We start from the raw sequence: 22,046 nt of genomic DNA, 5'->3' as shown, positions 1-22,046 counted from the left end.
GAGGCCCCCTCCCTTCAGTCGCCTATGGCAGCGTGACCTGCCTCGGGTGGTGGACGTCGGCCGAGGTCCCGTCGCCAAGCTGACCCATGAGGTTGTCGCCCCAGGTCCAGACAGTGCCGTCATCGCGGACGGCCAGGGAGTGGCGGTTGCCCGCGGCGATGTGGATGAGGTTGGAGATGCCGGCCACCTGGAGCGCGGTGAGTTGGTCACCGGAGCTGGCGTCTCCGCGCTGGCCGTGGCTGTTGCTACCCGTGGCCAGGAGCGTTCCGTCCTCGCGCAGGGCCAGGGAATGCTCGCCGCCGCCGGCCAGGGCTCGGATGTGGGTCAGCCCGCTCATCCGATCCGCTATCCGTCCACCTGTGTCCCGTCCGGTGCCGAGCTGTCCCTGCTTGTTCCATCCCCAGGCCCAGGCGGTGCCATCCGTCAGCACGGCGAGCGAGTGGTCCATGCCCGCGGCCACATCGAAGACGTTGGTCAACGCATACACCGGGAAGGGCACGTGGCGGTGGGTGTTCGTTCCATCGCCGAGCTGGCCGACGACGTTGAGGCCCCAGGCCCAAAGGGTGCCGTCATCGCGCAGGGCGAGTGAGTGGTACCCACCCGCGGCGATTCGGGTGACGTGGGTGAGGCCGGGCACCTGAACAGGCACGCTTCGGTCGGTGGTTGTTCCGTCGCCAAGCTGGCCGAAGAGGTTGCTGCCCCAGACCCAGACGGTGCCGTCTTCGCGCAGGGCGAGCGAATGTTTCATGCCCACGGCGATTCGGGTGACGTGGGTGAGGTTGGGTACCTGGATGGCTTTGCGGCTGATGACCGTTGTCCCATCGCCGAGTGTGCCGGAAGTATTGGTGCCCCATGCCCAGAGGGTGCCGTCGCCACGCAGGGCCAGTGAGTGCGTGTCGCCCACGGCGATGGCGACGATGTCGGTGAGTCCGGACACCTGCACCGGGGAGGGGCGCCGGAGGAAGGTCCCATCGCCAATCTGGCCGTTGTCGTTGTCACCCCATGCCCAGACGGTGCCATCCGCGCGCAGGGCCAGTGAGTGGTGGTCGTCCGAGGCGACGTGAAGCACACCTGTCAGCCCGGGGACCTGGGTGGGTGCGTGGCGTCGAGGAGGCGCGCCCACGCCGAGGCGCCCGTCTCCGTTGTGGCCCCAGGCCCGCGGGGTGCCGTCAAGAAGGAGCGCGAGAGAGTGCTCCTTGCTGGCGGAGACGGAAACGACGCCGGTCAACTCCGGCACCTGGACGGGCGTGTGGCGGTCCACCGCCGTTCCATCTCCCAGTTGACCGTAATAGTTTTCCCCCCACGCCCAGACCGTCCCGTCGTCACGCGTGGCCAGGGAGTGGCTGGTTCCCACTTCGAGGGTCGTCACACCTCTCAACCCGGTGACTTCCACGGGCTCGTTCCGGGAGATCTCCGTCCCATCTCCCAGGGCGCCTTTGTAATTGAAGCCCCATGCCCAGACGCTGCCGTTGGTGAGGAGGGCCATGGACCGGCCCAGGCCGCCGGAGAGGGCAACGACCGGCCCCAACCCCGCGATTCGCACGGGCGTGGAGCGGTCCGTGGTCGTTCCATCGCCGAGCTGGCCCAAGGCGTTGAAGCCCCACGCCCAGGCGGTGCCGTCCGCGCGCACCGCCAGGGATTGAGAGGCTTTGCCGACGGCGACGCGGGTGACTCGATTCAGCCCCGATACCGGCACGGGCGACCTTCGGGTCGTGGTCGTTCCGTCGCCAAGCTGGCCGAATGAGTTGCTACCCCATGTCCGGAGGGTGCCGTCCTCGCGGAGCGCGATGGAGTGATAGCTCCCCGCGGCGATGCTGATGACCCGGGTCAGCCCGAGCAGCTGTGTGGGCGTGGAACGGTCCGTGGTCGTTCCATCGCCGAGCTGGCCGCGGACGTTGTAGCCCCAGGCCCAGACAGTGCCGTCCTCGCGCAGGGCCAGCGAGTGGGACTCTCCCGCGGCCACGGCGGTGATGTTCGTCAATCCGGCCACCTGGACAGGGGTGTCGCGGTCGAGGGCGGTCCCATCGCCAAGCTGGCCGAAAGCGTTGCTACCCCATGCCCAGACGGTGCCATCCGCGCGCAAGGTCAGCGAGTGGCGAGCGCCCCCGGAGACCATGGGGCCCGTGCAGGGGTGGGCTGACAGCAGGAACGTCTGGGTGGTGGAGAGGTCGTCATCATCCGTCACGGTGGCGGTGACGGAGATGCGAGTCCCCGCGGGCAGACAGGGGGGCGCGGTCCACTTCACCTCGCTGATGTTGACTGTGTCAGTCTGAGTCCCGAGCGAGCCCGTGCTGGCCGTCCACGTATAGGTGAGCTGGGGCGTCTTGTCGTCCCGCGTGATGACTCGGAGGGAGACCACCTCTCCAGGCCTGGTGTTGACGGCGGACTGGGTGGTTTCGATGAGCGTGGGCGGATCGAGAGGAGGGCCAGCATCGGGTGGGCCCGCGTCTGGGGCGCAGCTCGCGGGGGTTGTCGTACAATCGTCGGTGGGCTCCGGGTTGGAGGAGCAGCCGGCGCCGAGGGTCAGCAACGCCGAGGCCAGCAGGAGTGGGAGGGCGAAACGACTGGGTCGCTGCATGGGCATTTCAATCCTTGCGAAGATTCGAGGGACTGAAGGGCTGCGGACGGGGTTCGGCGCGCGGGCGCTGGCAATCGCAGCCTACTTCATGCCGGGTTCACATGAAGTGAACGAGGGGCCGACTCCGGGCCACCTGTGCACCCAGCGTGCCCCGCCTGCTCCCACGAAGAGGAGTCACTCGAGAATGCAGGGGTGTGCACGCCCATGTATGCCCAATGACGCACGTGTATAGGGGGCTGCACAGCTGGCCCTCCGCACCACACGCGGGTCCTTGGCGGGGTCGTGATGTCTGTGATGCCTTCTGTCGCGATCAGGTCGGGCTCGCGAGCCGGCGCGAACCGCTGAGGCGGTACGCCGGCTCGGTGTGTCGCAGCGAGCCGCCTACGGGTGAGGCTGGGACGTCGGAGCAGGGGCGGCGGGCTTGTTCTCCGCGCCTTCGATCTTCAACTGCTCGAGGGCGTCTTCCTTCACCTCGATCTTCGCCTGGGCCTTCAGTCCGTCGATGAAGCCCTCCATCGCCTTGGAGCGGCGCTCGCCCGTCAGGCGCGCCTCGATGCGCGGCTTCGCCTGCTCGAAGGTCTGGTTCATCCCGACCTGCCGGCTCTGGAACTTCACCAGGTGGAAGCCTTTGTCGGTCTCCACGACCTGGCCAATCTCAGACGACGACTTCAGACCGAACGCCGCATCCGCCAGCGCGGCGCCCCAGGCCTGGGTCAGCTCCTCCCGGCTGCGGAAGCCCAGGTCGCCCCCGGCGGCCTTGGTGGCGGAATCCTGGGACTGCTGTGTGGCCGCCATTTCGAAGGCGCTCTTGATGGGGCCGGCTTCCTTTGTCTTCAGGTCCGCGAGCAGCTTCACCACGGTGGTGCGCGCCTGCGTGCGCTTCGCGGCGTCAGCCGGCGGCGCCTCCAGGAAGATGTGGCTCACCCGGACGCGCTCGGGCTTCACGAACTCGGAGGTGTGCTCGTCGAAGTACTTGCGCAGCTCCGGCTCGGAAATCGTCCCGGCGGCGGCCTCCTGCTGCTTTCGCAGCAGCTTCTGCACCATCACCTTCTCCAGCGTCGCCTTGATCTCCGGGTCCTTTTCCAGCCCCTGCTTGCGAGCTTCCTGCACCAGCAGCTCGAAGCGGATGAGGTTGTCCAGGAACTCCTTCTTCTTCTCCAGTGTGGCGTAGCGGCTGCGCACGAACAGTGGCTGCTCGTCCAGCTTCGCCTTCACCTCCTGGGTCGACAGGGAGCGGCCATTGACGACCGCGACCGCGGGGCCCGTGTCCTTGGCGCTCTGTTCCGCTGGGGGAGCGCTGCCACCGCCACAGGCGGAGAGGGCGAGGACGGCGACGATGGCGGACAGGACTCGGGTTCGGACGGAGGGCGTGTGCATGGTCGGACTCGACCAGCGTATATCCAACAGGGCGGGAGGTGCGAACCCCGTTGTTCCGAGTGAGCATCCAAGCGCGCCCATGCCCTGATGGCCCCGTGTGCGAGCCAGGCGCTGCTCGCCGCGGTGTGATGACGGCCACCCCGATGGAACGTCCTGCCCGCAGTCACGGCTCCTTGGGTTGTTGTGGCGAACAGGCGCGAGCAAATGCCCGCTCGGGGGTCCACTGGCAGGGGCTCAGGAACCCACCCAGACTGACCACCAGACTCACGATGCCCAGGGCAATCCAGAGGAGGAGGACGCGTTGGGTCGCGAGGCGTGACAACGGCAGGGGGATGAACATCCGGGGTCCTCTCCTCTCGCGAACAGGGTGTGTCCGGTAGGAGAGCAGGGTGGAGGGAGCCACCCGGGCAGGTCCATCCCAGGAATGTGGGGTCTTCGAGGGGGAGGCCGGTCAGTGCGTGGGGCCGGGGAGAACCCAAGGAGACACGGAACGTGCGGGCGGCCCTGGGCGTCTTGTGGGGGCTCGGGCGAGACTCCTCGCCCATACCCTCCGTCTGGAGAATTGAATGGGACTCGCCGAACGCAAGGCCGCGAAGCAGTTCGAGGAGACGCACTACCCGAAGATAAAGAAGGACCTCGAGGCCGCCGCGCGCTTCGAGGTGCCCATCGAGGTCGACTGGGCCAGTCTCACGGCGGAGGGTTATGCGGACCTCTACGCGGAGGCGTGGCCCCAGGTTTACTTCAGGCCGCTCATCGGTGCGTTGGCGGCCCTGGGCCAGGACGACCTGGGCCGGGAGTTCCTGCGAGGCGCGCTCAAGCGCATCGTCATCCGCAATTCGTCGAGCAACTCCTCGTCGTCCAGCATCGCCACGTTTCAGGACGGGGTGCTCACGTTGGACCACGAGCCCGTCACGAATGTGGACCAGGTGGAGGACCGCAAGGAGTCCATCCGGAGGACAATAGAGGCCGCCCCGGAGCTGCCGAACCCGTACACGGGTGACTCCCTGCGTGCCTTTCTGGATGCGGATGCCAAGGGGCTGGACGCCGTGCTCCAGGTGTTGCTGCGCATCAGCGGGCGGCAGCGTTCGGGGATTCCCCTGCTGCTGCCCCGCGCGACGTTGTCCCTGCGCAGTGGCCGCGCCGTCACTGGCATCGTCCGAGAGATGCTGGAGGACCGTCGCGAGGGCCGCGCCATCCTGCTCCTCATCCCCCGCGAGAGCGGCTACCCCCAAGAGGACGCGGTCATCATCCCCGTGGGCACCATCGAGACCGTCACGGTCCACGATGTCGCGTCGTTCGGTGAGCTGAAGCGCGATGCCGTGCCTGTTCCTTCACTGCTCGAGCTTCGTCGTCAGCTCGGCGCGCTGGAATCACGCTTTCGAGCCGTCACGGAGTCACCGCTGACGCTGGCGCTGGCCCCGGGAGTCAATCCCGCGAGCGCCGAGGAGCTGCGAGCGCTCGGCTTCCTCGTGGCGCGTGTACATGAGGTGCTGGAGTCCCTCCAGAAGGACGATATCGGCCGCACCGCGCTGAGGGAGAAGGTGAAGCGCATCCAACTGCGTACGGACCTTCACGCCGCCGTCACCGTCTCGAGTGGGACGCTGGAACTGGTGGCGGGCCTGCGTCCCGTGAGCTGGCAGACGCGCGAAGAGCTGGAGCAGACGCTCCAGGCCGCGCTGTAGCGCCCACGTCACGAGCGATGCTTCCGCCTCCCCATCGCGGACCCCGCTGTAGGGGCCCGCGCATGGGTAAGGCCCTTGCCGCGGAGTGAGAGTCCCCTGCTGGCGGTGACGCGGAGTTTCCGTGCTGGTGTGACACGAGCCTGATGCTGAACTGGCTGAGCTTGATGCGTCGGGGCTGCCATCGAATGAGGTGTGCACGACTGAGTCGCGATATACTGCGGCCCACGGACTTGATGGTGAATTGCGCGAGCTTGCCAGGAGGAGGGGAATTCAGTGGGAGCTGTGGATGGGGGCTCTGGCGAGATTGTCTCCGTGGAGGGGCTCTCCGCGACTCGCGGTGACTTCATCATACTGGCGAACCTGCGAATACCGCGCATTGCGTTCTGTGAACTGAGTGAGGCGGAGTATGCGTATTTACTGGTTGTATGTTTGTGACTTCGGCCATGCCTGGCACATCGAGCGGGATGACGAAATTGTTCCGAACTTCGCGGAGCAGATCTGCTCCAAGGGGCATCCGGCGGTTACGGGGTCTCGTCATGTCGCGATGGACCTGGTGGAGATACGATTCAGGCCAGCGGGTCGAGTAGTTAATCCGAAGAGGCCCCCGGGAAAGCAGAACGCGTACGAGAAAGATTTCCATCTGGTGCTCACGGCAGTCGGGGGCACGGAGGAAGTTGTCTCACAGCAATTGTATAAGTGGCGCGAGGTGCTTGCACTTGCTGAGCGATTTCAGGGAAGGCCCGTGGAGGAGTGTTTCCGGCGAATGAGGGAGAGTGGGCTCTGACTTATGCCGGTGTTGTTTCAGCGTTGCTGGCGAGTGTCGACAGTTATGTGTGTGGGTGATGTCATGGGAGATGAGAATGGAAAGCGAATTTTTGGTGCGGCGATGGCATACGCCAAGTGGTCAGGACGTCTGGCGCCGGGTCTGCATGGGGCTTCACAGTGGAATGTGGTTGGATGATGTGCGGGAGCTGCCTCGTGTGGATGAGGTCCCTGCTAGAGCCGACCTCCGGGGAATAGACCTCAGCGGGATGAGTTTGGCCGGAGTCGAACTTCATGGATCTTGGTTGAACTATGCTGTCCTAGATGATTGTGACCTGACGGGGGCCTATCTGCTGGCAGTTAATCTGAGTGCTGCGTCGCTCAAACGAGTAAAGGCGTCAGGTGTCATGCTGCATGGGGCACGGGCGCCGTCCGCATGTTTCGATGATGCGACTCTGAGTATGTCGGATATGTCGTCAATGGACTTGGAGGGGGCATCCTTGAAGCGAGCGATGCTTGATGGCGTCGATCTGAGTCGTGCGGATCTTCGTGGGGCGGACTTGGAGGGGGCTGATCTGACTGGGGCCTACATGGAGTATGTACAGCTTGATGGTGCGAGACTTCAGGCGACGAAACGGTGATTGGTCGTGATTCTCGATGACGATGTTGTTTCTGTTCTAGTGGCCGGCGGGTGGTTTGTTGAGCGCAAAATGGATTGATGTGGATGATTTGGCCTGTGGTCAGGCGTTGTTTTCTGGTTCTGCATGGCCCTGGAGGTGAGTTTGTCACCCATTCCTTTGAGGTTCCTGAGGCGCAGATGGTTCTTGAGGAGGCTGCGACCGAGGTCGTCAAGGGCTTCAGCACACTCGAGGAGGCCCTTCAGTTTCTGAGGGATATCTCTCACTGCGACGTGCGCGACCTGGCTCCCCTGAAGGGGGCTCAGATATTTAAAGCGGGCAATCCATTATGACGCCAGACCTTCAGTTGAGTGTTCATTTCGTCGAGGGCTTCTTGCCGAAGGCTGGACTCAATACCCTACCCGTTGTTTTTTGCTTGTCGTCCAGCTCAGAGGTGACCCTGTCCGACCGTGTAGACGTCACTGAACTCTGTCTCTGGTTGCCTGATGGAGAGGCCGCTGGCTATGGCGGAGCTACCCGAGGGCATCTGGGGATTGTTCGTGGAGAGATGATAGTCTCTCCAACGCGTCCGTGGTTCGGTGTGTATGATCTGATGCAGTTCGACCGAGGCGATGTTCTGCCTTCGGGGCAATTTGTTCTAGGCGTCCAGGTCCGCGTATTTGTGTTGCAAGGGGACGATGATTACCGGCCGCATTCCCTGCGGATGGATCGCGAACTGAGCCTCTGAGGCGGTCGTGGGGCTCGGGAGCCGGCGCGAACCGCTGAAGCGGTACGCCGGCTCGGTGCGTCGCCGCGAGCCGGCTACGGGTGTGGCTGGGACGGCGGAGCAGGGGCGGCGGGCTTGTTCTCCGCGCCCTCTATCGTCAACTGCTCGAGGGCGTCTTCCTTCACTTCGATCTTCGCCTGGGCCTTCAGTCCGTCGATGATGCCCTCCATCGCCTTGGAGCGGCGCTCGCCCGTCAGGCGCGCCTCGATGCGCTGCGGTAGCCCAGGTCGCCCCGGCGGCCTTGGAGGCCAAATCCTGGGACTGTTGTGTGGCCGCCATCTCGAAGGCGCTCTTATTGTGGCGTCGCGCGGTGCTGGTTGCTTGGGGGCTCTGCTCGGCCTGCACGAAACCCACCCCGGAGGCTCCTCCGATCGGGGACACCCACGCCGGTGGAGGCCGGGTCGTCGGCCGCTACGCCGACGGTGTCGTCACGCCGGCGGACCTTGTCGAGGAATCCGTCCGCATGCCCTCTGCGTGAGGAGTTCGAGCGGCCCGCATGTCAGCGCGAGGTCGTTAGCTCCATGATCGACAAGCGCCTGCTTGCTCAGGAGCCCTGGGTCTGGGGTCTTCATCAGCCCTCGGAGATCCACCGGCATGTCCAGGCCTTGGAAGAGTGGCGGGTCATCCACGCGGGGGCTGTCCCTCGACTCGGGTCGCACCGACCCGTTGTCCGGCGCGGTGAGCGCGGGTGATGGCCGTCGAGGCAGGGCCCGCTGTGGGGGTGGTCCCGCTTCCACGGGACCCGTCTGAAGGGACTAGCCGGAGGGCTTCAGCATCGCAGCGCCACAGGGACGCCACGCTGGCGTGGTAGCCACTTCATCCACAGGTGCTGCGAGCGGAACCCCTTGGAAAATCAAGGGGTTCCGCTATGACCCCGACAGGAATCGAACCTGTGGCCTGCGGTTTAGGAAGCCGGACAACGCGCCCCAGGCCTTCAAGCGCAGAGGGCAGAATCGGGTAGGGGCGGCCAGAAAGCCAGCATCCCCGCCACAAAGGCGCCACAATGGCGCGGGACGCTCGGTAGGGCGTCGGTCGCCGAGCCTCTCGCTCTCGCGGACCACCGCCTTCCGCCTCTCCATCCCGCCCGCCCCCGGGTGCCTGAGCTGCTCCGCCGCCTCCCTGGGTGGGCCCATGGCCTGCTACGGGCACGCCCTCCAGGTTGCCGCCGGCCCCATCCGCGCCGCCCTTGAGTCCGAGTCCCGCGCCGCCGCCCGATTTGTGGTCGGGAGGGGGCGATGAGCGCCGCCCTCGACCTGCCGGCGTCCCGTCCTACGTGCCGTGCGGCCTCGGCCCCACGCCGTGTCGTTGCGAGCCCTCCGTCCGGGGCGTTCGGCATCGTCGCGTGGCCTCACCTGACGCGCCGGCAGCGCGAAGTGTTCGCCCGGCCGCGCACGATGGGGACGCTGCTGGACCTCGTACGCGAGCGCCCCCGGGGCGCATGCGTCGTGTGCTGGCGGGACATGGGCAACACCCTGGCCGGCGCTGACGAACTGTCGTGCGGGCGCAAGGACAACCCCGACGCCACCACCACCTACTGCTCTGGCTTCGCGAGCGCCTGCCGCGAGCAGGGCCGCCGGCAGGCCGAGGTCGCCAAGGCGTCCGCCATCGCTGAGCTGGAGGCGGGCCATGTCTGAGCGGCTCACCTTCGACGTTGGCACCTTCACTGAGCAGGGCCAGCGCCGGTACCAGGAGGACGCCGTCGGCCACGAGGCGGGGCCATCCGTGGCCGTATTCGTCGTGGCCGACGGCCTGGGCGGGCACCCCAACGGGGACCTGGCCAGCAAGGCTGCCGTGGAGACGGTGGTGGGCCTCGCGCTCCTTCCGACGGACCTGGAGGGGGAGACCGCGCCAGGGCTCCGTGCCTTGGCCTCCAACAGTGTGACGGCGGCGCACCGCAGCGCGCAGGACACCGGAGGCAGCACGACGCTGGCCATGGTGCTGGTGGCTGGCGCCTGCGCGGTGGTGGCGCACGTGGGCGACTCCCGCGTGTACCGGCTGCGTGGCGGGGCGGTGGCGCAGCTCACCGAGGACCACCGCGTCGCGCGTCACTATCTGTCCCGCTGGCTGGGCGGTCGCCGCGACGACCCGGACTTCTCCACGCCCACGGTGAGCAAGCTGGACACCCGGCCCGGTGACGTCTGGGTGCTCGCCACCGACGGCGTCAGCGACACGCTGTCGGAGGAGTGGATCCGGCAGATTCTGGAGCGCGAGCCCACCGCCCAGGCCGCAGCCGAGGCGTTGGTGCGCTTCGCCCTCAAGCTCGGCAGCGGAGACAACTGCACCGCCCTCGTCGTGCGCGTGGGGGGTGCTTCGTGAGCTGCTCCTCCCACTTCACCAGCATCAGCACGAGGAGCCCGCTCGGCCACGCCGTCACCCTCCGCGCCCCCGGCGCCGAGGTGGAGGCGCACGCGGCCACCCGCGGCGAGGCCATGGATGACGCTCGCGCCGCCCTCGAGCTGGAGCTGCGCCGCGCGCGGCCCACTCGGAGCTTCAGCCTGGGGCGTCGCGCTGTGAGCAGGAGGCGGCGATGAGGCAGCCCCAGCGACCTCTCACCGAGGCGGAGCAGCAGCTCGTGCTGACGGCGGAGCGGCTCGTTTGGTGGTCCGTCCACCGCTTCGTCCGGCGCAATCCGGCTGCGGCTGGCTTCGAGTCCGACCTCGCGAGCTACGCGTGGATGGGCGCGATGTACGCCGCGCAGCGGTGGCACGCGGAGGGAGGGGCGTCCTTCGTCACCTTCGCCAAGGTTCCCGTCCGGCACTACGTGAGTCGAGGCTGGCTCATCCTCGCTGGAGCCGTGCGCGAAGAGGATGGCAGGTACGTCCCCCGGCATGAGGTGGCACTCGACGTCGAGGAGCTGCTCAACGTCGTCGTGCCGCCTCCGCAGGAGCGCACGGTTGAGGCCCACCGGCTTGCCGCGACGCTGGGCGAGCGGCTCTGCGCGCACATGCGCCCAGGGATGAAGCAGCACGTCCGCGAGAAGGCCGCGCGGGCGTACTACCTGCTCCATCTCGGAGACGAGACGCTGGAGAGCATCGGCCAGCAGGTGGGTGGCACCCGCCAACGCGCGCACCAGCTCCTCAACCAGGCTGAAGAAGCCGCGCTGCGGTGGGCCGCGTCCATGAAGCCCGCGTGGGAACGGAGGGTGGCATGACGGACTGTTACCCCCGTCCGCCGCCGGAGCATGGCTCCTCTGGCGGTGCGCCGACGAGCCTCCAACTCGCGGTGCTGTCCTTCGTGGTCGCCTTCATCGGCGCGCACGGTGAGCCGCCCAGCGTCTTGGAATTGCGCGCGCGCTTCGGCTGGAAGTCCGTCAACGGCGGCGCTGATGTCCTGCGCCGTCTGGCGAAGCGCGGCCTCCTCACCCGGCGCCCCGGCCGCCACCGCAGCTTGCGCGTGACAGAGGCCGGCGAGTCGCTCGCCGAGCCGTACCTCCGAGCGCATCCGGAGGTGCGTCATGCGGCCGCAGCCCTCAATCCCATCCACCACCACGAGGAGTCCTTCCATGTCTGAAATTGAAACCGAATCCCTGCTGAAGAGCTTGGCCAAGCGTCTCCGCGAGCTGCGCAAGCAGTGTGGCCTCACCCAGGAGGAGTTCGCCGAGGCGGTGGACTTGAGCGTCTCGTACATCTCGATGATGGAGCGGGCGGAGCGTGTCCCGCACCTCGAAACGCTGGTGTCGGTGGCGAGGGCGCTGGGGACGACGGTGGGCGCGCTGCTGGCTCCCGCCAGCGAGCAGCCGTCCGGGAACGTCGCTGGTGGCCTTCTGTCTTTCATTGAGGCGCGCGGCCTCACCGCCCTGGAGGTGTCCCGCCTGGAGAGCGTGGCGCGACAGATGTTCCCCGCGAGAGATGGGGGTGGCCATGGGTGAGGTGCTGAATGGCGGGCGCCCTCTGCCGTGGGCGGACGTACCCGGATGCGACGACCCTGATTGCAAGGGGCCGATGATTCCCGTCCGCGCGATGGTGAACGGCTACTCGGGGCCGCGAGGCACGCGCATCGCGTGTGCTGGGTGTGGGAAGGGGCGCGTCGGAACGGCCGAGGAAGTCCAGAAGACCGAGCGAGCCGAACGCGCCAACAATCTCCTGGATGCTGGGAAGATCCACGATGACCGTGGGTGCTCCTGCTGCAACGGGCCTCTTCCGCGTGAGCGCTTCCGACTCTGCGCGGACTGCGTTGAAGCTGACAACGAGGCGCGACAGGTGTCGATGTTCCCGGAGGTGTCCGGGTGAGCTGCCCCTACCTCGACTCCGGTGCGCTGCTGAGCGCGTGCGGCCAGTTCCGCTACGCCCTCTGGCGCGAGTGGGACCAGGTGTCCGCGCCGCGCGTGGCCCTGTGGCTGATGACCAACCCGTCCAACGCGGACGGGCTGCTGGACGACAACACCCTGGCGCGCTGCGTGGGCTTCTCCCGGGCCTGGGACTGCACGGGCCTCGTCGTGGGCAACCTCCGCGCGTACCGGACGCCGTACCCGGCCGCACTCGCGAAGCGCGTGGCCGCCGGCGTCGAGACGGTGGGCCCGGCGAATGACACCGTTCTCGCCGCGCTCCTGGCCGCTCCGGAGCCGGCTGTCGTCATCGCGGCATGGGGGAGCCACGACAACAACCTCGAGCGCATCGCGGGCGTCGTGTCGCTGGCGCGCGCGGCCGGCCGGACGCTGCATTGCCTGGGGCTGACGGCTGACGGCAGCCCGAAGCATCCGCTCGCGCGCGGGAAGAGCTTCGTCCCGTACTCCCAGCAGCCCATCCCCTACGAGCCCGTCCGCAAGGAGTTCCGGACATGAAGGCATGCCACCGCCCCATGGTGCTCGGCGCCATCGCCCTGGGAGGCGCTGGCTTGGCCGGACGCGCCGCCCACAGCGAGCCGCACCTCACGCACGCCATCGCCTTCGCCGCGGTGGCCTTCGTCCTCCTCCTGGGCGCCGGACTCCTCGGTGTCGTCGCCTTCACGCGGAGCTCGCGATGACGTGCCCTGCATACCTACTCGGAAGGCGTTACCGCGAGTCCCGCGAACCACTCTCGTGCGAGTGGGCCGGAGAGCCGCACCTCATTGCCAGCAAATGTCAGGACGGCTACCCCCTGTACACGCAGGAAGCCCTCGCGTTCTTCGCTGACAGTCGCGTTTGTGACCATGCACAGGCGGTCATCCGCGGCACCGTCGAAGTGTCGGTACTCAACGAGCTGGGAAAACGCAGCGCGTGCTGGGTACGCGTCGTTGCCCTCCGCGAAGGTCTTGGCCTCGAAGATGACGCGGTGACCGTCATGGGGGCTGCGTGCCCAGAGATCGAGTGCTCCCGGAATCTCTTGAATGTCTGTCCAGGCAGCCATCGTCAGGGCGTGGTGCAGCTTCGAGAGCAGCGCGTGGTGCGCCTGTGTCGCTTTCTCGTGTCGCGCGAGGGTGTCCGCGGGATGCTCATACTCCTCGCTTGCAATGAACTCCGCGGGAACCCGGGTAGGGTCAAAGGGCCGCGGCATTCGGTTTGGTCTTGGCATCCGACGACGAGGTGCCGCGCCAGAGTCTTCCTTCTCAGGACTCTGTGCGTCCTGCTCGTTGAACTTGAGGCGGAAGTAGAGGACGCGGCGGTCCTTGCCCTCGCTGTCCGGGGCAATTCCCCAGTCGTGGCTGGTGCACTGAGCCATGCCAATGAAGCGATGTTGGCGGATGCCGACGTACTCGAAGACGTAGTTTGTGTGGCGATTCTCTGCGAGCTGCCGATTGGCACCTTGAAAGACCTGGTCCCCCTTCTTGCCTCGCCCTGTGTAGATGAGGTCGTCTCCATCCCACCGGTCCCCGTAGTTGATGGACTTCGCGCCATCGGGGTGGGTGATGAGGATCAACGCCTTCATTCGGGGGCGAGGTCCCATGCCCCCGACGGTGCCGAACCAGGCGGGCTGCACGTCGAAAGCTACGCCGAGCTCATCCCAGGTGTATGTGCGGCCCTTCTGAAGCTCGGGGAGCGCGGTACTCCTGGTCGTCGGTGCTGCTCTCCGCGCGCCTGCGTTCACCTCTACGAAGAACCCCAGGTCCTCAAGCTTCTTCTGCACGGTGGCTTCGCCACCGCTGAAGTCATTTGGGGTGAGATGTCCACGGTCCGGGTGCTCGAAGCGGTAAGCCGCGCCGACGATGGCCTTCGAGTCGAAGCGCTGCTCTTCGTGCACCAGGAAGTAGTTCCGCGCACGGCCGTACCCGTACTTCCTCAGGAAGTCCGTTCGGCCGAGCTCTCTGAACTCGGCAATGGCCTGAAGGACTGCATCCCGAGATGTGAGGTCTTGAAGGGGCACACAGGAACCGTACTCCACCCCTACCCACATGGCTGCTCACCCGGAGGGGCTCGAGCTCTACGTGCCGGGTGGGTCTGCGGTGCCCCGATGCCCTTTCAGAGCTCAGGCGTGGGGGCCGCGGCATGACCACCCCTGTCCTCGAAGAGCTGGGCCGCCTGCGCTCGCTCATCCTCGGCCACCGCTTCCGGTGCACCGGGGAGGCGCAGCTCCAGGCCGCGCTGGAGCAGGTGCTCACCCAGGCCTGCCTGTCCTTCCGCCGTGAAGTCGTGCTCGGCGATGCCGGCCGCATCGACTTCATGGTGGGGCACCTGGGCGTCGAGGTGAAGGTGGACGGCAGCATCTCCGCCGTCACCCGGCAGCTCCTGGACTACGCCGAGCGGGAGGAAGTCCACGGCCTCCTGCTCATCACCACCCGTTCTCACCACGACGGCCTGCCCGCGCTGATGCGCGGCAAGCCGGTGCGCGTCGCTGTGCTGCGAGGAGGCCTACTGTGACGAAGTGCTTCGGGACTGTCCGGCTGGAGAAGCGGAAGCTGGGGACGCGCGGTGGCGAGCGGCCTGCCTGGGTCATTCAGTGCGAGCCGCACGTGTCCCTCCGGTTGAAGCGCGTCTTCGACCGCATCAACAAGGGCGACGTGGGCGAAGTGCTGATGGCCGCCACCGCGGAGACGGCGCGGGAGCTGGAGTGGTTCATCGAGCGCTACCCCCTGGAGGTGGTGGGGAAGGAGGCCCAGGACTTCCTCCGCCATGGCGCGCGGGAGCACACCCGGCGCGAGGCGGCTGTCGCGGAGTTGCTCTCCGCGGACTACCAGGCGCCGGACTTCCAGATGAACGTGCCCCCGCGGGAGTACCAGCGGCGCGCGGCGGACATGTTCCTGCGGATGCGGCACCTGTTGCTGGCGGACGACGTGGGCCTGGGGAAGACGGCCAGCGCACTGACTGCCTTCACCGACACGCGCACGCTGCCGGCGGTGGTGGTGACGCTGACGCACCTTCCGCGCCAGTGGCAGCGGGAGCTGGCGCGCTTCCTGCCACGCCTGCGCGTCCACGTGGCGAAGCGCGCGACGCCGGAGGAAGTCACGCGGGGCAGGGGAGGGAAGAAGCTGCCCTGGCCCGACGTCCTCGTCCTCAACTACCACAAGCTCTCCGGCTGGGCGGAGACGCTCGTCAGCGCCGGGGTGCGCACCGTCGTCTTCGACGAGTGCCAGGAGCTGCGGCGCGGGCCCGAGTCGGAGAAGTACCGCGCCGCGCACTTTCTCGCCGAGCGCGCCAACTTCGTGGCCGGGCTGTCGGCCACCCCCATCTACAACTACGGCGGGGAGATGTTTCACGTCCTCGACGCCATCAAACCCGGTGTGCTGGGGACGCGCGAGGAGTTCAGCCGCGAGTGGTGCACGGGCGTGGAGGACAAGCTGTCCTTCAAGGACCCGCGCGCCTTCGGCACCTACCTGCGTGACGCGGGCCTCATGCTGCGCCGCACACGCGGGGACGTCGGCCGGGAGCTGCCCGCCCTCACCCGAATGGTGCACACGGTGGAGGCAGACACCAAGGCGCTGGACGCGGTGCAGGACAAGGCGGCGGAGCTGGCGCGCATCATCCTCGCCCAGGGTGGGGTGAAGCCCGAGGAGCGCATGCACGCCTCCGGAGAGCTCTCATGGCGTCTGCGCCAGGCCACCGGCATCAGCAAGGCGACTTTCGTCGCCGAGTTCGTCCGCATGCTGGTGGAGAATGGGGAGCGCGTCCTCCTCTACGGCTGGCACCACGAGGTGTACCGCATCTGGGAGGAGCGGCTGGCCGAGTACTCCCCGGCCATCTTCACCGGCCAGGAGTCGCCCGCGCAGAAGGAGGCGGAGGCCCAGCGCTTCAAGTCCGGGCAGACGCCCGTCCTCATCATGTCGCTGCGCGCGGGCGCGGGGCTGGACGGCCTCCAGGGCTGCTGCCGCACGGTGGTGTTCGGCGAGCTGGACTGGAGCCCCGGCGTGCACGAGCAGGCGTGCGGCCGGGTGCATCGGGACGGGCAGCCGGACCCCGTCATGGCCTACTTCCTCGTCTCCGAAAGCGGCTCGGACCCGGTGGTGGCGGATGTCCTGGGCATCAAGCGGGACCAGATGGAGGGCATCCGAGACCCGCAGGCCAGCCTCATGGAGAAGCTGGAGACGGATGAGAACCGGGTGCGGAAGCTCGCCGAGGCCTTCCTGAAGAACCGGAGGGCAGCGTGAGCCGGTGCCTGTACCCGACGCTGGCTGAGCGCTGCCCCCGCTGCGGTGCCATGCGCATGGGCGGAGACGTCACTGAAACGGGGAAGGTGTCCTTCCACGCGGCGACGGCCGGCGGTGCGTCCGCCCACGCGAGGTACCAGGCCCCGTGGCCGACCTGTCGCCACGACGTGAACTGGCGGGCGGGCTGCGTGGACCAGCCGGTTCCGCCCACGTGCTGCCTCCACCCGCCTTGCGCATGGGTGCCGCCGGCGCGCCTGAGCTTCCGCCTCCCGGTACTCGCCGGCTCCGCCTGCCTCCACCCGCGCACCGCTCCACCGTCGCCCCTTCTTCCAGCCATGCCCGTCCATCCCGAGGAGCCGTAGCCCATGGCCGCCTGCAATCACCCCACAACGCCCGAGGAAGAGGTGCCGCCCGGCATGGTGCGCCTGCTGGGGGGCCAGCTCGTCACCGCGGAGCAGGCCCAGCAGGTGATTCCGCCCGTGGGGAGCGGCACCGCGAGCCGTGCCCGCGGAGAAGACCCAGGGGTGCCCGCCAGCTTCTTCGCGGACGCATGCCCCTGCGCCCAGGCCCAGGTCGCGGAGCTGCGCGCGCAGTTGCTGGAGGAGCGCGAGGCGCGGCTGCGTGCGGAGAGCTACGCGGCCGGCGTGAACCACGGGTGGGAGAGGGCTGTGGCACTGCTGGCCCCGGTGGTCGGCGCGCGCCCTGCAACACCCCCCACTGCCGTGGCGCCTCCTGCCCCTTCCCCTCTGCCTGTCACGCACGTCGCGCCAGAGGTCACGCAGAACCAGCGTGACATTCAGCGTGACACTCCTGCCAGCAGCGTGACCGCCAGCGTGACAGGCGCCAGGGAGGGGGGAAGGGGGGAGGGTAAACCCTTGAAGGAATTGAAGCCTGCCACCATCCGGAAGCGCATTTCACGCGCGCGCCAGCAGCGTGACAGCCAGCGTGACAGCGTGACAGCCAGCGTGACGGGGGAGAATCCACCCCCTCCACCCCCACCCTCTGCCTCGAAGTCGAGGGGGGCTCGGCGGAGTGTCACGCAGGCCCAGCGTGACCTGCGGGACGTCCAGCCCGGCGGACCGAGGGAGCACCGCAAGCCGGACACCCTCCCGGTTGACGTGCGGGCGCTGCGCGACGCGTGGAACACGTTGGTAGCTGCCCACGGCTTCTGGCCCTGGGGCGAGCGCACCTCCGTGCAGATGCTGGAGGACGCGTTGGCGGCGCTGGAGCGGCGGACCCTCGCGGAGTGGCGCGAGGTGTTCTCCCGAGTCCCCCGCTCGCCGGTGTGCCGCGGGGAGTTGGACAGTCGCTTCCGGGCCACTGTCGTCTGGGTGCTGGTGGGCACAACCCGCGCGGGGGCAGAGGTGGCCGAGCAGCTGCTCAGCGGTGCGTGGAGCCTCGACGCCGTGGCGGAGGCGCCCGTGCCCGAGTCGGAGCCCGGGGCCGCCATGTGCCGGGAGGACGTGCCCGAGGGTACCGAGGCGGCGCGCGCGTGGATCCGTGTTCTGGGCGAGCTGAAGGCCCAGAAGAAGCTCGTCATCGCCGGGCAGCTCCAGTCGGCCCGCGCTGTCGCGGTGGAGGACGGGCACCTCGTCCTGGAGGTGAGGGACAGGTTCGCGCGGAACTGGGTGGTGGCCACCTGCCTGCCGCTTCTGGTGGAACTCCTCACTGCCCAGGGGCTGGAGGGCCTGCGCCTCGCCGTCGCAGGCGAGGAGGACGCGGAGGTACCGTCTACGCCGCCGGCTCTGGTGTCCGCGCCGGGAGACACACTCCCATTCGAGCTGCCGCCCCAGGAGGAGCCGCACACCGAATCACTGCCGGATGGGGTGGGCCGCGTCTTCGCGAACGCGAAGGACTGCGAGTACCGCTGGCGCGGGCGCGCGGACGACGACGCGTCTCGAGCGTTGCTCTCCCTGGCCGGCAGCGGAGGTGTCCCGGAGGTGCTGCGCCGGTTGGACAACGGTGTGCGGGCTCTCTTCAAGCAGCGCTGCGACAACCTTGGCGACCTGGTGCGGAAGTGGAACGACAACGCCACCCCCGAGGAGCGGGCCGGGAGTGCTCCGGCGAAGACGCGGTCCCCGGACCTCGCCGTCGGTGGCGGGTGGCGTCCGGTGGGTGGGGCCTGTGCCACGGGCTGCGGTGGCAACGGCTGGGCTGAGGTGTGGGGGCACGCACTGTGTCTCCGGTGCGAAGCCGCGCTGAACAACGCCATCCCGAACGGGAATGACTTCCACCGCGTCAGCGTCACCGCGTGGGTGGAGTCCCACCGCGGTCAGGCCCAGGGGGTGGCACCTTGAGCCCGCTGCTCTTCGCCATCGTCGATGCGTTGGTGGTGGTCGAAGTTGAGGCTGAGGTTCATGAGATGCGCGGACACCGGGCGTGGGCCAGGCACTACGTCCGGGAGTCTGTTGGCCCAATGAGTGCGCACATTCGCAACTACCGCGCACGGCTCGGGGCATGGCGCTCCCTCTGGCCGCTCGGAGGTGGGCGATGACGTGCCGCCTCATCCTCCTCGGCTGCGGCGCCTCCGGCCTGACACTGGCGCACCTGCCGGTGCTGCGCGAGTACGTGCGGCGCTTCGCGGGTGTGCCGGGGGCGACGCTCATGCACGGCGCTGGCGGGCCACGGAAGGAGGACGGCCCCGCCGCCATCGGCGCTGACAAGCTGTGGGAGACGGCCTGCTCCGTCGAGTGGCCGTGGTTCCGCGCCGACGACGTGGACCGCTTCCCGGCGGACTGGGAGCGACTCAAGCGGCGCGCGGGTCCCGTGCGCAACGAGCTGATGCGCGAGGCGCTGAGGGGCTACTCCCGGCGCGGCATCTCCGTGCGCTGGGTGGCGGCGCACGTCGACCTGGAGCTGGGCAAGGGCACCGCGCACATGGTGGCCCTGTGCCGCGCGGAGGGCTGGCGGGGCCGCGTCCTCCTTCTCTCCCCGGACGGACGCTTGGTGTCCCAGGCGCCTGCCCCGTTGCACCAGGAGTCGCCGCGATGACGCCGTGCGCTGAGCTCTTCACGCCGCCGGACCTCCTCGAAGCGAACGAGGACTGGAAGGCGAACTGCGGCCCGTCCGCGCTCGCGGCGGTGCTCGGGGTGCCGTTGCGCCAGGTGCGCGCGGCCTTCCCCAGCTTCCCCGCGAAGCCCTGGACGACGCCCACCAGCATGGCGGCCTCGTTCGCCGCCCAGGGCGTCCGCCACCGCGTCCAGCAGGGCATGCCGCCGGGCGACGTCCACGGGGTGGCCTTCGTCCAGCTCAGGGGCACGTGGGACTCCGCGCCGGAGCGAGCCCAGTGCCGCCACACGCACTGGGTGGGGATCCGCCGGACGGGTGGTGCGCTGGCCGTCTACGACTGCAACGCGGGAGCGGCGGGCGGGTGGTTGCCGGCGGACGCGTGGAAGGCCCAGGTGCTGGCGGGGCTGCTGGCCCGCCACGGGGGCGCTTCGGGGAAGTGGGCGGTGCGCGTGGTGCTGGAGGTGCTGAGATGAGGTTGTCTCGCTACTCAGGCTGCGCGGGGAGCTTCGCGGTGCGTCCGCTTCAGCTCGCCCGCCTCTGTGAAGATGGCGGAGAGCCCGCACGCCGGACATGTCAGCTGGAGCTTCCGTGGAGGCGTCGGCAGCGGCCCGGATCCGGGCAGGGGGGTTACGCGGACGGGCTGCACCACAAGAGAATCGGGCTCGATGTCTCCATACGGCTCCTGGCACGCGGGGCAATGGAGGCGTCGAACCAATGGCCGGATGACGTACCGGTCGTGTCGCCATGCGGCGATCATCGCCACCAACACGAAAGCGACGAACGCGACCACTCCAGCGCAAAGCACGAGAAGAGCGGCAAACTCCATGGCTACCCCCTGACGGCACGAGTGTACCAGCGCACGTGCGCGACCTGCTTCTGGGGGCCAGAATGACGTGCTCGCGCATCGTCTTCGAGGTGCCGGTGGGCACGAAGAACACCAGCAACGTCCGGGAGCACCATCAGGTGCGGGCGAAGCGGGCGAAGGGCCAGCGCCAGGCCATGGAGCTGCTTTGGCCAGGGTGGACGGGGCCGGCGCTGCTGGTGGTGCGGCTGACGCGGGTGTCGCCGCGGCTGCTGGACGAGGACGACAACCTGCCCATCGCGCTGAAGAGCGTCCGCGACGAGGTGGCCCGGCAGCTCCGCGTCGATGACTCCTCACCCCTGGTGCGGTGGAAATACGCACAAGCGCAAGGCGAGGCCTCCGTGCTGGTGGAGCTGTCCTGGGGCGAGGACGCGCTCGCGGCGGCGGTCCGCGCACAGGACGCAGTGGCGCCCCCGCCACCTCCCGTGGCACTGGCCCCGCAGGTGCGGCCGGTGCGCGCGCCCAGGAAGGCGAAGGTGCCGGCCCCGAAGGCGACGAAGGCCAGCCCCGCGAAGTCCTGGGCGGACCTGGTGACGCCGGCCTACCGGAAGGGAGGTGTGCCGTGACGTGCCTCGAGGAGTCCCAGAAGCGGACGTGCGCGGACGAACGCTGCGGCAAGGCGCTTCCCGCTGGGAAGGCAGGGGCGTACTGCGAGCGGAAGTGCCGGGTCCGGGTGGCCAAACGCGTGAGGGACCGTGCCGCGAATCCAGGCAGGCCCGCGCGACGGGTGCCGGCGTTCATCCGCCGGATGCGCGAGGAGGCACCGGCGGGGCGGTGCGTGTACTGCGAAGCCGCCTTGGCCCCCAGGCAGCGTTTCCTGTGCGTGCGCCGTGAGTGCCGGACGGCCTACAACAGCGACTGGCGCCGCGAGCGGAACGCCTGCGTGGCCGACGGCCAGGAGGAGGGTGGAGAAGAGCGCGAGGCGCGGGATGCCGCCGAGGCCGCGGTGGAGTTCCGGGCGGGAAGGGAGAGGCTCGCCGTGCAGTTCGACTCGGCCCGTGCGGCCCTCCGTGAGTTGCGCGAGCGCATTGAGGCGCTCACGTTCGACAACCTCAACTTCGAGGAGAGCCCGAAGCCCCACGAGGGGAGGAACACGTGACGCCGTGCCCCCCGGAGCACTGCACCGTGGGCGACTGCACCCGTACCGCCGCGCCAGGGCGGAGGCAGTGCCACGCACACCAGAAGAGGGCGACGCGGGGGCAGTCCCTGTCCACGCCCGTGGCGGAGACGTACGCCACCCCATGGGAGAGGCTCGTCGCGGCTGCCCTGGCCTACGCGGACGCGGGCGACGACGAGGTGGAATTCGCGAGGGCGAAGGACAGGCTCCGGAAGGCCGCCCAGTCCTATGCCCGGAGCCTGCTCCTCCAGCCTCCGCCGCCCCCGACCCCGCGGGCGCGAAAGGAACGCGGGGCGGGGCAGCTTGAGCTGTGGCCTGAGGCAAAGGGCTAGAACTGGCTTGCGAGGTATCCCCTCGCGCTGAAAGCATACACCCCTGCTCATTCATCTGACGGGGGGACCATGACCAGGTTGATGGTGCTGCTGGTGGCTGCACTGACGCTGCAGGGGTGTGACATTGGAGGCGACTCTTGTGCGAACGAAGAGCCCGGAACGCTCATGTGCGATGAGTACGCCGTGCTCAGGTGCAAGGCGGACAAAGAGGGGCGTCGGGAGTGGCACGTTGAAGACGAGTGCTTGGGCGAGAGCGAATGCAACCCAAACTCGATGACGTGCGAATACCCGTCTGAAGGCGGTGGCGGAGGTGGTGCCTGCTGCCGACGCTGTGGGCCCAGCAGCAAACCCTGTGGCGACTCCTGCATCCCCCGGGCGAACACCTGTCACAAGGGTCCGGGATGCGCGTGTTGACGCTGCCGGTTCC

The 22,046-nt window shown here is 68.3% G+C and carries 23 protein-coding genes; 19 read left to right on the top strand and 4 right to left on the bottom strand.

From position 1 onward, the window contains the following. Positions 1-22: 22 nt before the first annotated feature. Together HUA75_RS45040 and HUA75_RS45035 are read right to left on the bottom strand one after the other, a co-directional pair. Positions 23-2,578, bottom strand: a complete 2,556-nt coding sequence (locus HUA75_RS45040; RefSeq protein ID WP_174489982.1) for an RCC1 repeat-containing protein — start codon at positions 2,576-2,578, stop codon at positions 23-25. Between the two features lie 381 nt (positions 2,579-2,959). Further along, a complete protein-coding gene (locus tag HUA75_RS45035) occupies positions 2,960-3,955 on the bottom strand; it encodes a peptidyl-prolyl cis-trans isomerase (protein ID WP_174455311.1) in 996 nt (331 codons plus the stop codon). Positions 3,956-4,521: 566 nt separating this feature from the next. Here HUA75_RS45035 and HUA75_RS45030 point away from each other — a divergent pair. From HUA75_RS45030 to HUA75_RS45020, 3 genes are all read left to right on the top strand, one after another. Beyond that, positions 4,522-5,637 (top strand): hypothetical protein, encoded by a 1,116-nt coding sequence (locus HUA75_RS45030; RefSeq protein WP_174455313.1) that lies wholly within the window; start codon positions 4,522-4,524, stop codon positions 5,635-5,637. Positions 5,638-6,479: 842 nt separating this feature from the next. Further along, entirely contained in the window at positions 6,480-7,040 is a 561-nt protein-coding gene (locus HUA75_RS48165; RefSeq protein ID WP_371746345.1) for a pentapeptide repeat-containing protein, read from the top strand. A gap of 83 nt (positions 7,041-7,123) precedes the next feature. Then, the gene (locus tag HUA75_RS45020; protein ID WP_174489980.1) at positions 7,124-7,369 is read left to right on the top strand and encodes a hypothetical protein; all 246 of its coding nucleotides are present in this window, start codon (positions 7,124-7,126) and stop codon (positions 7,367-7,369) included. A gap of 469 nt (positions 7,370-7,838) precedes the next feature. On the opposite strand, the gene HUA75_RS47640 is transcribed toward HUA75_RS45020, so the two are convergent. Further along, positions 7,839-7,973, bottom strand: coding sequence for a hypothetical protein (locus tag HUA75_RS47640; RefSeq protein ID WP_256433586.1), 135 nt, complete (start codon positions 7,971-7,973; stop codon positions 7,839-7,841). A 1,065-nt stretch (positions 7,974-9,038) separates the two neighbouring features. On the opposite strand from HUA75_RS47640, the gene HUA75_RS45015 reads away from it, so the two are divergent. The 9 genes from HUA75_RS45015 to HUA75_RS44975 all read left to right on the top strand — a co-directional run bounded on the left by HUA75_RS45015 (position 9,039) and on the right by HUA75_RS44975 (position 12,765). Next, a complete protein-coding gene (locus HUA75_RS45015; RefSeq protein ID WP_174489979.1) occupies positions 9,039-9,437 on the top strand; it encodes a hypothetical protein in 399 nt (132 codons plus the stop codon). Then, positions 9,430-10,119: a PP2C family serine/threonine-protein phosphatase gene (locus tag HUA75_RS45010; RefSeq protein WP_174489978.1), complete on the top strand. Its 690-nt coding sequence runs from the start codon at positions 9,430-9,432 to the stop codon at positions 10,117-10,119. The genes HUA75_RS45015 and HUA75_RS45010 overlap by 8 nt, the downstream gene beginning before the upstream one ends. Next, positions 10,116-10,334 (top strand): hypothetical protein, encoded by a 219-nt coding sequence (locus tag HUA75_RS45005; RefSeq protein WP_174489977.1) that lies wholly within the window; start codon positions 10,116-10,118, stop codon positions 10,332-10,334. The genes HUA75_RS45010 and HUA75_RS45005 overlap by 4 nt, the downstream gene beginning before the upstream one ends. Further along, positions 10,331-10,954: a sigma-70 family RNA polymerase sigma factor gene (locus HUA75_RS45000; protein WP_174489976.1), complete on the top strand. Its 624-nt coding sequence runs from the start codon at positions 10,331-10,333 to the stop codon at positions 10,952-10,954. The genes HUA75_RS45005 and HUA75_RS45000 overlap by 4 nt, the downstream gene beginning before the upstream one ends. Further along, positions 10,951-11,313, top strand: a complete 363-nt coding sequence (locus tag HUA75_RS44995; protein ID WP_174489975.1) for a LexA family transcriptional regulator — start codon at positions 10,951-10,953, stop codon at positions 11,311-11,313. Before HUA75_RS45000 ends, HUA75_RS44995 begins: the two co-directional genes overlap by 4 nt. Then, a complete protein-coding gene (locus HUA75_RS44990) occupies positions 11,306-11,671 on the top strand; it encodes a helix-turn-helix domain-containing protein (protein WP_174489974.1) in 366 nt (121 codons plus the stop codon). The genes HUA75_RS44995 and HUA75_RS44990 overlap by 8 nt, the downstream gene beginning before the upstream one ends. A 73-nt stretch (positions 11,672-11,744) precedes the next feature. Further along, positions 11,745-12,032 carry a hypothetical protein gene (locus HUA75_RS44985; RefSeq protein ID WP_174489973.1) on the top strand — a complete coding sequence of 96 codons (288 nt, stop codon included), beginning with the start codon at positions 11,745-11,747 and terminating at the stop codon, positions 12,030-12,032. Next, positions 12,029-12,583, top strand: a complete 555-nt coding sequence (locus tag HUA75_RS44980; RefSeq protein WP_174489972.1) for a DUF1643 domain-containing protein — start codon at positions 12,029-12,031, stop codon at positions 12,581-12,583. The genes HUA75_RS44985 and HUA75_RS44980 overlap by 4 nt, the downstream gene beginning before the upstream one ends. Further along, positions 12,580-12,765: a hypothetical protein gene (locus HUA75_RS44975; protein ID WP_174489971.1), complete on the top strand. Its 186-nt coding sequence runs from the start codon at positions 12,580-12,582 to the stop codon at positions 12,763-12,765. Before HUA75_RS44980 ends, HUA75_RS44975 begins: the two co-directional genes overlap by 4 nt. Before the next feature lie 14 nt (positions 12,766-12,779). Here HUA75_RS44975 and HUA75_RS44970 read toward each other — a convergent pair whose 3' ends face one another. Further along, the gene (locus HUA75_RS44970) at positions 12,780-14,081 is read right to left on the bottom strand and encodes a hypothetical protein (protein WP_174489970.1); all 1,302 of its coding nucleotides are present in this window, start codon (positions 14,079-14,081) and stop codon (positions 12,780-12,782) included. Between the two features lie 122 nt (positions 14,082-14,203). On the opposite strand from HUA75_RS44970, the gene HUA75_RS44965 reads away from it, so the two are divergent. The 7 genes from HUA75_RS44965 to HUA75_RS44935 all read left to right on the top strand — a co-directional run bounded on the left by HUA75_RS44965 (position 14,204) and on the right by HUA75_RS44935 (position 21,269). Then, positions 14,204-14,575 carry a hypothetical protein gene (locus tag HUA75_RS44965; protein ID WP_174489969.1) on the top strand — a complete coding sequence of 124 codons (372 nt, stop codon included), beginning with the start codon at positions 14,204-14,206 and terminating at the stop codon, positions 14,573-14,575. Next, positions 14,572-16,299: a DEAD/DEAH box helicase gene (locus HUA75_RS44960; RefSeq protein ID WP_217446573.1), complete on the top strand. Its 1,728-nt coding sequence runs from the start codon at positions 14,572-14,574 to the stop codon at positions 16,297-16,299. The genes HUA75_RS44965 and HUA75_RS44960 overlap by 4 nt, the downstream gene beginning before the upstream one ends. A gap of 365 nt (positions 16,300-16,664) precedes the next feature. Beyond that, entirely contained in the window at positions 16,665-18,596 is a 1,932-nt protein-coding gene (locus tag HUA75_RS44955; RefSeq protein WP_174489968.1) for a hypothetical protein, read from the top strand. A 193-nt stretch (positions 18,597-18,789) separates the two neighbouring features. Then, positions 18,790-19,290 carry a hypothetical protein gene (locus HUA75_RS44950; RefSeq protein ID WP_174489967.1) on the top strand — a complete coding sequence of 167 codons (501 nt, stop codon included), beginning with the start codon at positions 18,790-18,792 and terminating at the stop codon, positions 19,288-19,290. Further along, the gene (locus HUA75_RS44945) at positions 19,287-19,781 is read left to right on the top strand and encodes a hypothetical protein (RefSeq protein WP_174489966.1); all 495 of its coding nucleotides are present in this window, start codon (positions 19,287-19,289) and stop codon (positions 19,779-19,781) included. Before HUA75_RS44950 ends, HUA75_RS44945 begins: the two co-directional genes overlap by 4 nt. Before the next feature lie 415 nt (positions 19,782-20,196). Beyond that, positions 20,197-20,736 carry a hypothetical protein gene (locus tag HUA75_RS44940; RefSeq protein ID WP_174489965.1) on the top strand — a complete coding sequence of 180 codons (540 nt, stop codon included), beginning with the start codon at positions 20,197-20,199 and terminating at the stop codon, positions 20,734-20,736. Then, positions 20,733-21,269 carry a hypothetical protein gene (locus HUA75_RS44935; RefSeq protein ID WP_174489964.1) on the top strand — a complete coding sequence of 179 codons (537 nt, stop codon included), beginning with the start codon at positions 20,733-20,735 and terminating at the stop codon, positions 21,267-21,269. The genes HUA75_RS44940 and HUA75_RS44935 overlap by 4 nt, the downstream gene beginning before the upstream one ends. Positions 21,270-22,046 lie beyond the last annotated feature (777 nt).

Source organism: Myxococcus sp. CA040A, from assembly GCF_013336725.1.
GTDB classification, from domain to species: Bacteria; Myxococcota; Myxococcia; order Myxococcales; family Myxococcaceae; genus Myxococcus; species Myxococcus llanfairpwllgwyngyllgogerychwyrndrobwllllantysiliogogogochensis.
This window is presented reverse-complemented; position numbering and strand designations above follow the sequence as displayed.

Bases quoted from the DNA above. Each gene is read 5' to 3' on its own strand.
- HUA75_RS45040 (WP_174489982.1), bottom strand. From the start codon at position 2,578: ATGCAGCGACCCAGTCGTTTCGCCCTCCCACTCCTGCTGGCCTCGGCG.
- HUA75_RS45035 (WP_174455311.1), bottom strand. From the start codon at position 3,955: ATGCACACGCCCTCCGTCCGAACCCGAGTCCTGTCCGCCATCGTCGCC.
- HUA75_RS45030 (WP_174455313.1), top strand. From the start codon at position 4,522: ATGGGACTCGCCGAACGCAAGGCCGCGAAGCAGTTCGAGGAGACGCAC.
- HUA75_RS48165 (WP_371746345.1), top strand. From the start codon at position 6,480: ATGTCATGGGAGATGAGAATGGAAAGCGAATTTTTGGTGCGGCGATGG.
- HUA75_RS45020 (WP_174489980.1), top strand. From the start codon at position 7,124: ATGATTTGGCCTGTGGTCAGGCGTTGTTTTCTGGTTCTGCATGGCCCT.
- HUA75_RS47640 (WP_256433586.1), bottom strand. From the start codon at position 7,973: ATGGAGGGCATCATCGACGGACTGAAGGCCCAGGCGAAGATCGAAGTG.
- HUA75_RS45015 (WP_174489979.1), top strand. From the start codon at position 9,039: ATGAGCGCCGCCCTCGACCTGCCGGCGTCCCGTCCTACGTGCCGTGCG.
- HUA75_RS45010 (WP_174489978.1), top strand. From the start codon at position 9,430: ATGTCTGAGCGGCTCACCTTCGACGTTGGCACCTTCACTGAGCAGGGC.
- HUA75_RS45000 (WP_174489976.1), top strand. From the start codon at position 10,331: ATGAGGCAGCCCCAGCGACCTCTCACCGAGGCGGAGCAGCAGCTCGTG.
- HUA75_RS44995 (WP_174489975.1), top strand. From the start codon at position 10,951: ATGACGGACTGTTACCCCCGTCCGCCGCCGGAGCATGGCTCCTCTGGC.
- HUA75_RS44990 (WP_174489974.1), top strand. From the start codon at position 11,306: ATGTCTGAAATTGAAACCGAATCCCTGCTGAAGAGCTTGGCCAAGCGT.
- HUA75_RS44985 (WP_174489973.1), top strand. From the start codon at position 11,745: ATGATTCCCGTCCGCGCGATGGTGAACGGCTACTCGGGGCCGCGAGGC.
- HUA75_RS44975 (WP_174489971.1), top strand. From the start codon at position 12,580: ATGAAGGCATGCCACCGCCCCATGGTGCTCGGCGCCATCGCCCTGGGA.
- HUA75_RS44965 (WP_174489969.1), top strand. From the start codon at position 14,204: ATGACCACCCCTGTCCTCGAAGAGCTGGGCCGCCTGCGCTCGCTCATC.
- HUA75_RS44955 (WP_174489968.1), top strand. From the start codon at position 16,665: ATGGCCGCCTGCAATCACCCCACAACGCCCGAGGAAGAGGTGCCGCCC.
- HUA75_RS44950 (WP_174489967.1), top strand. From the start codon at position 18,790: ATGACGTGCCGCCTCATCCTCCTCGGCTGCGGCGCCTCCGGCCTGACA.
- HUA75_RS44945 (WP_174489966.1), top strand. From the start codon at position 19,287: ATGACGCCGTGCGCTGAGCTCTTCACGCCGCCGGACCTCCTCGAAGCG.
- HUA75_RS44940 (WP_174489965.1), top strand. From the start codon at position 20,197: ATGACGTGCTCGCGCATCGTCTTCGAGGTGCCGGTGGGCACGAAGAAC.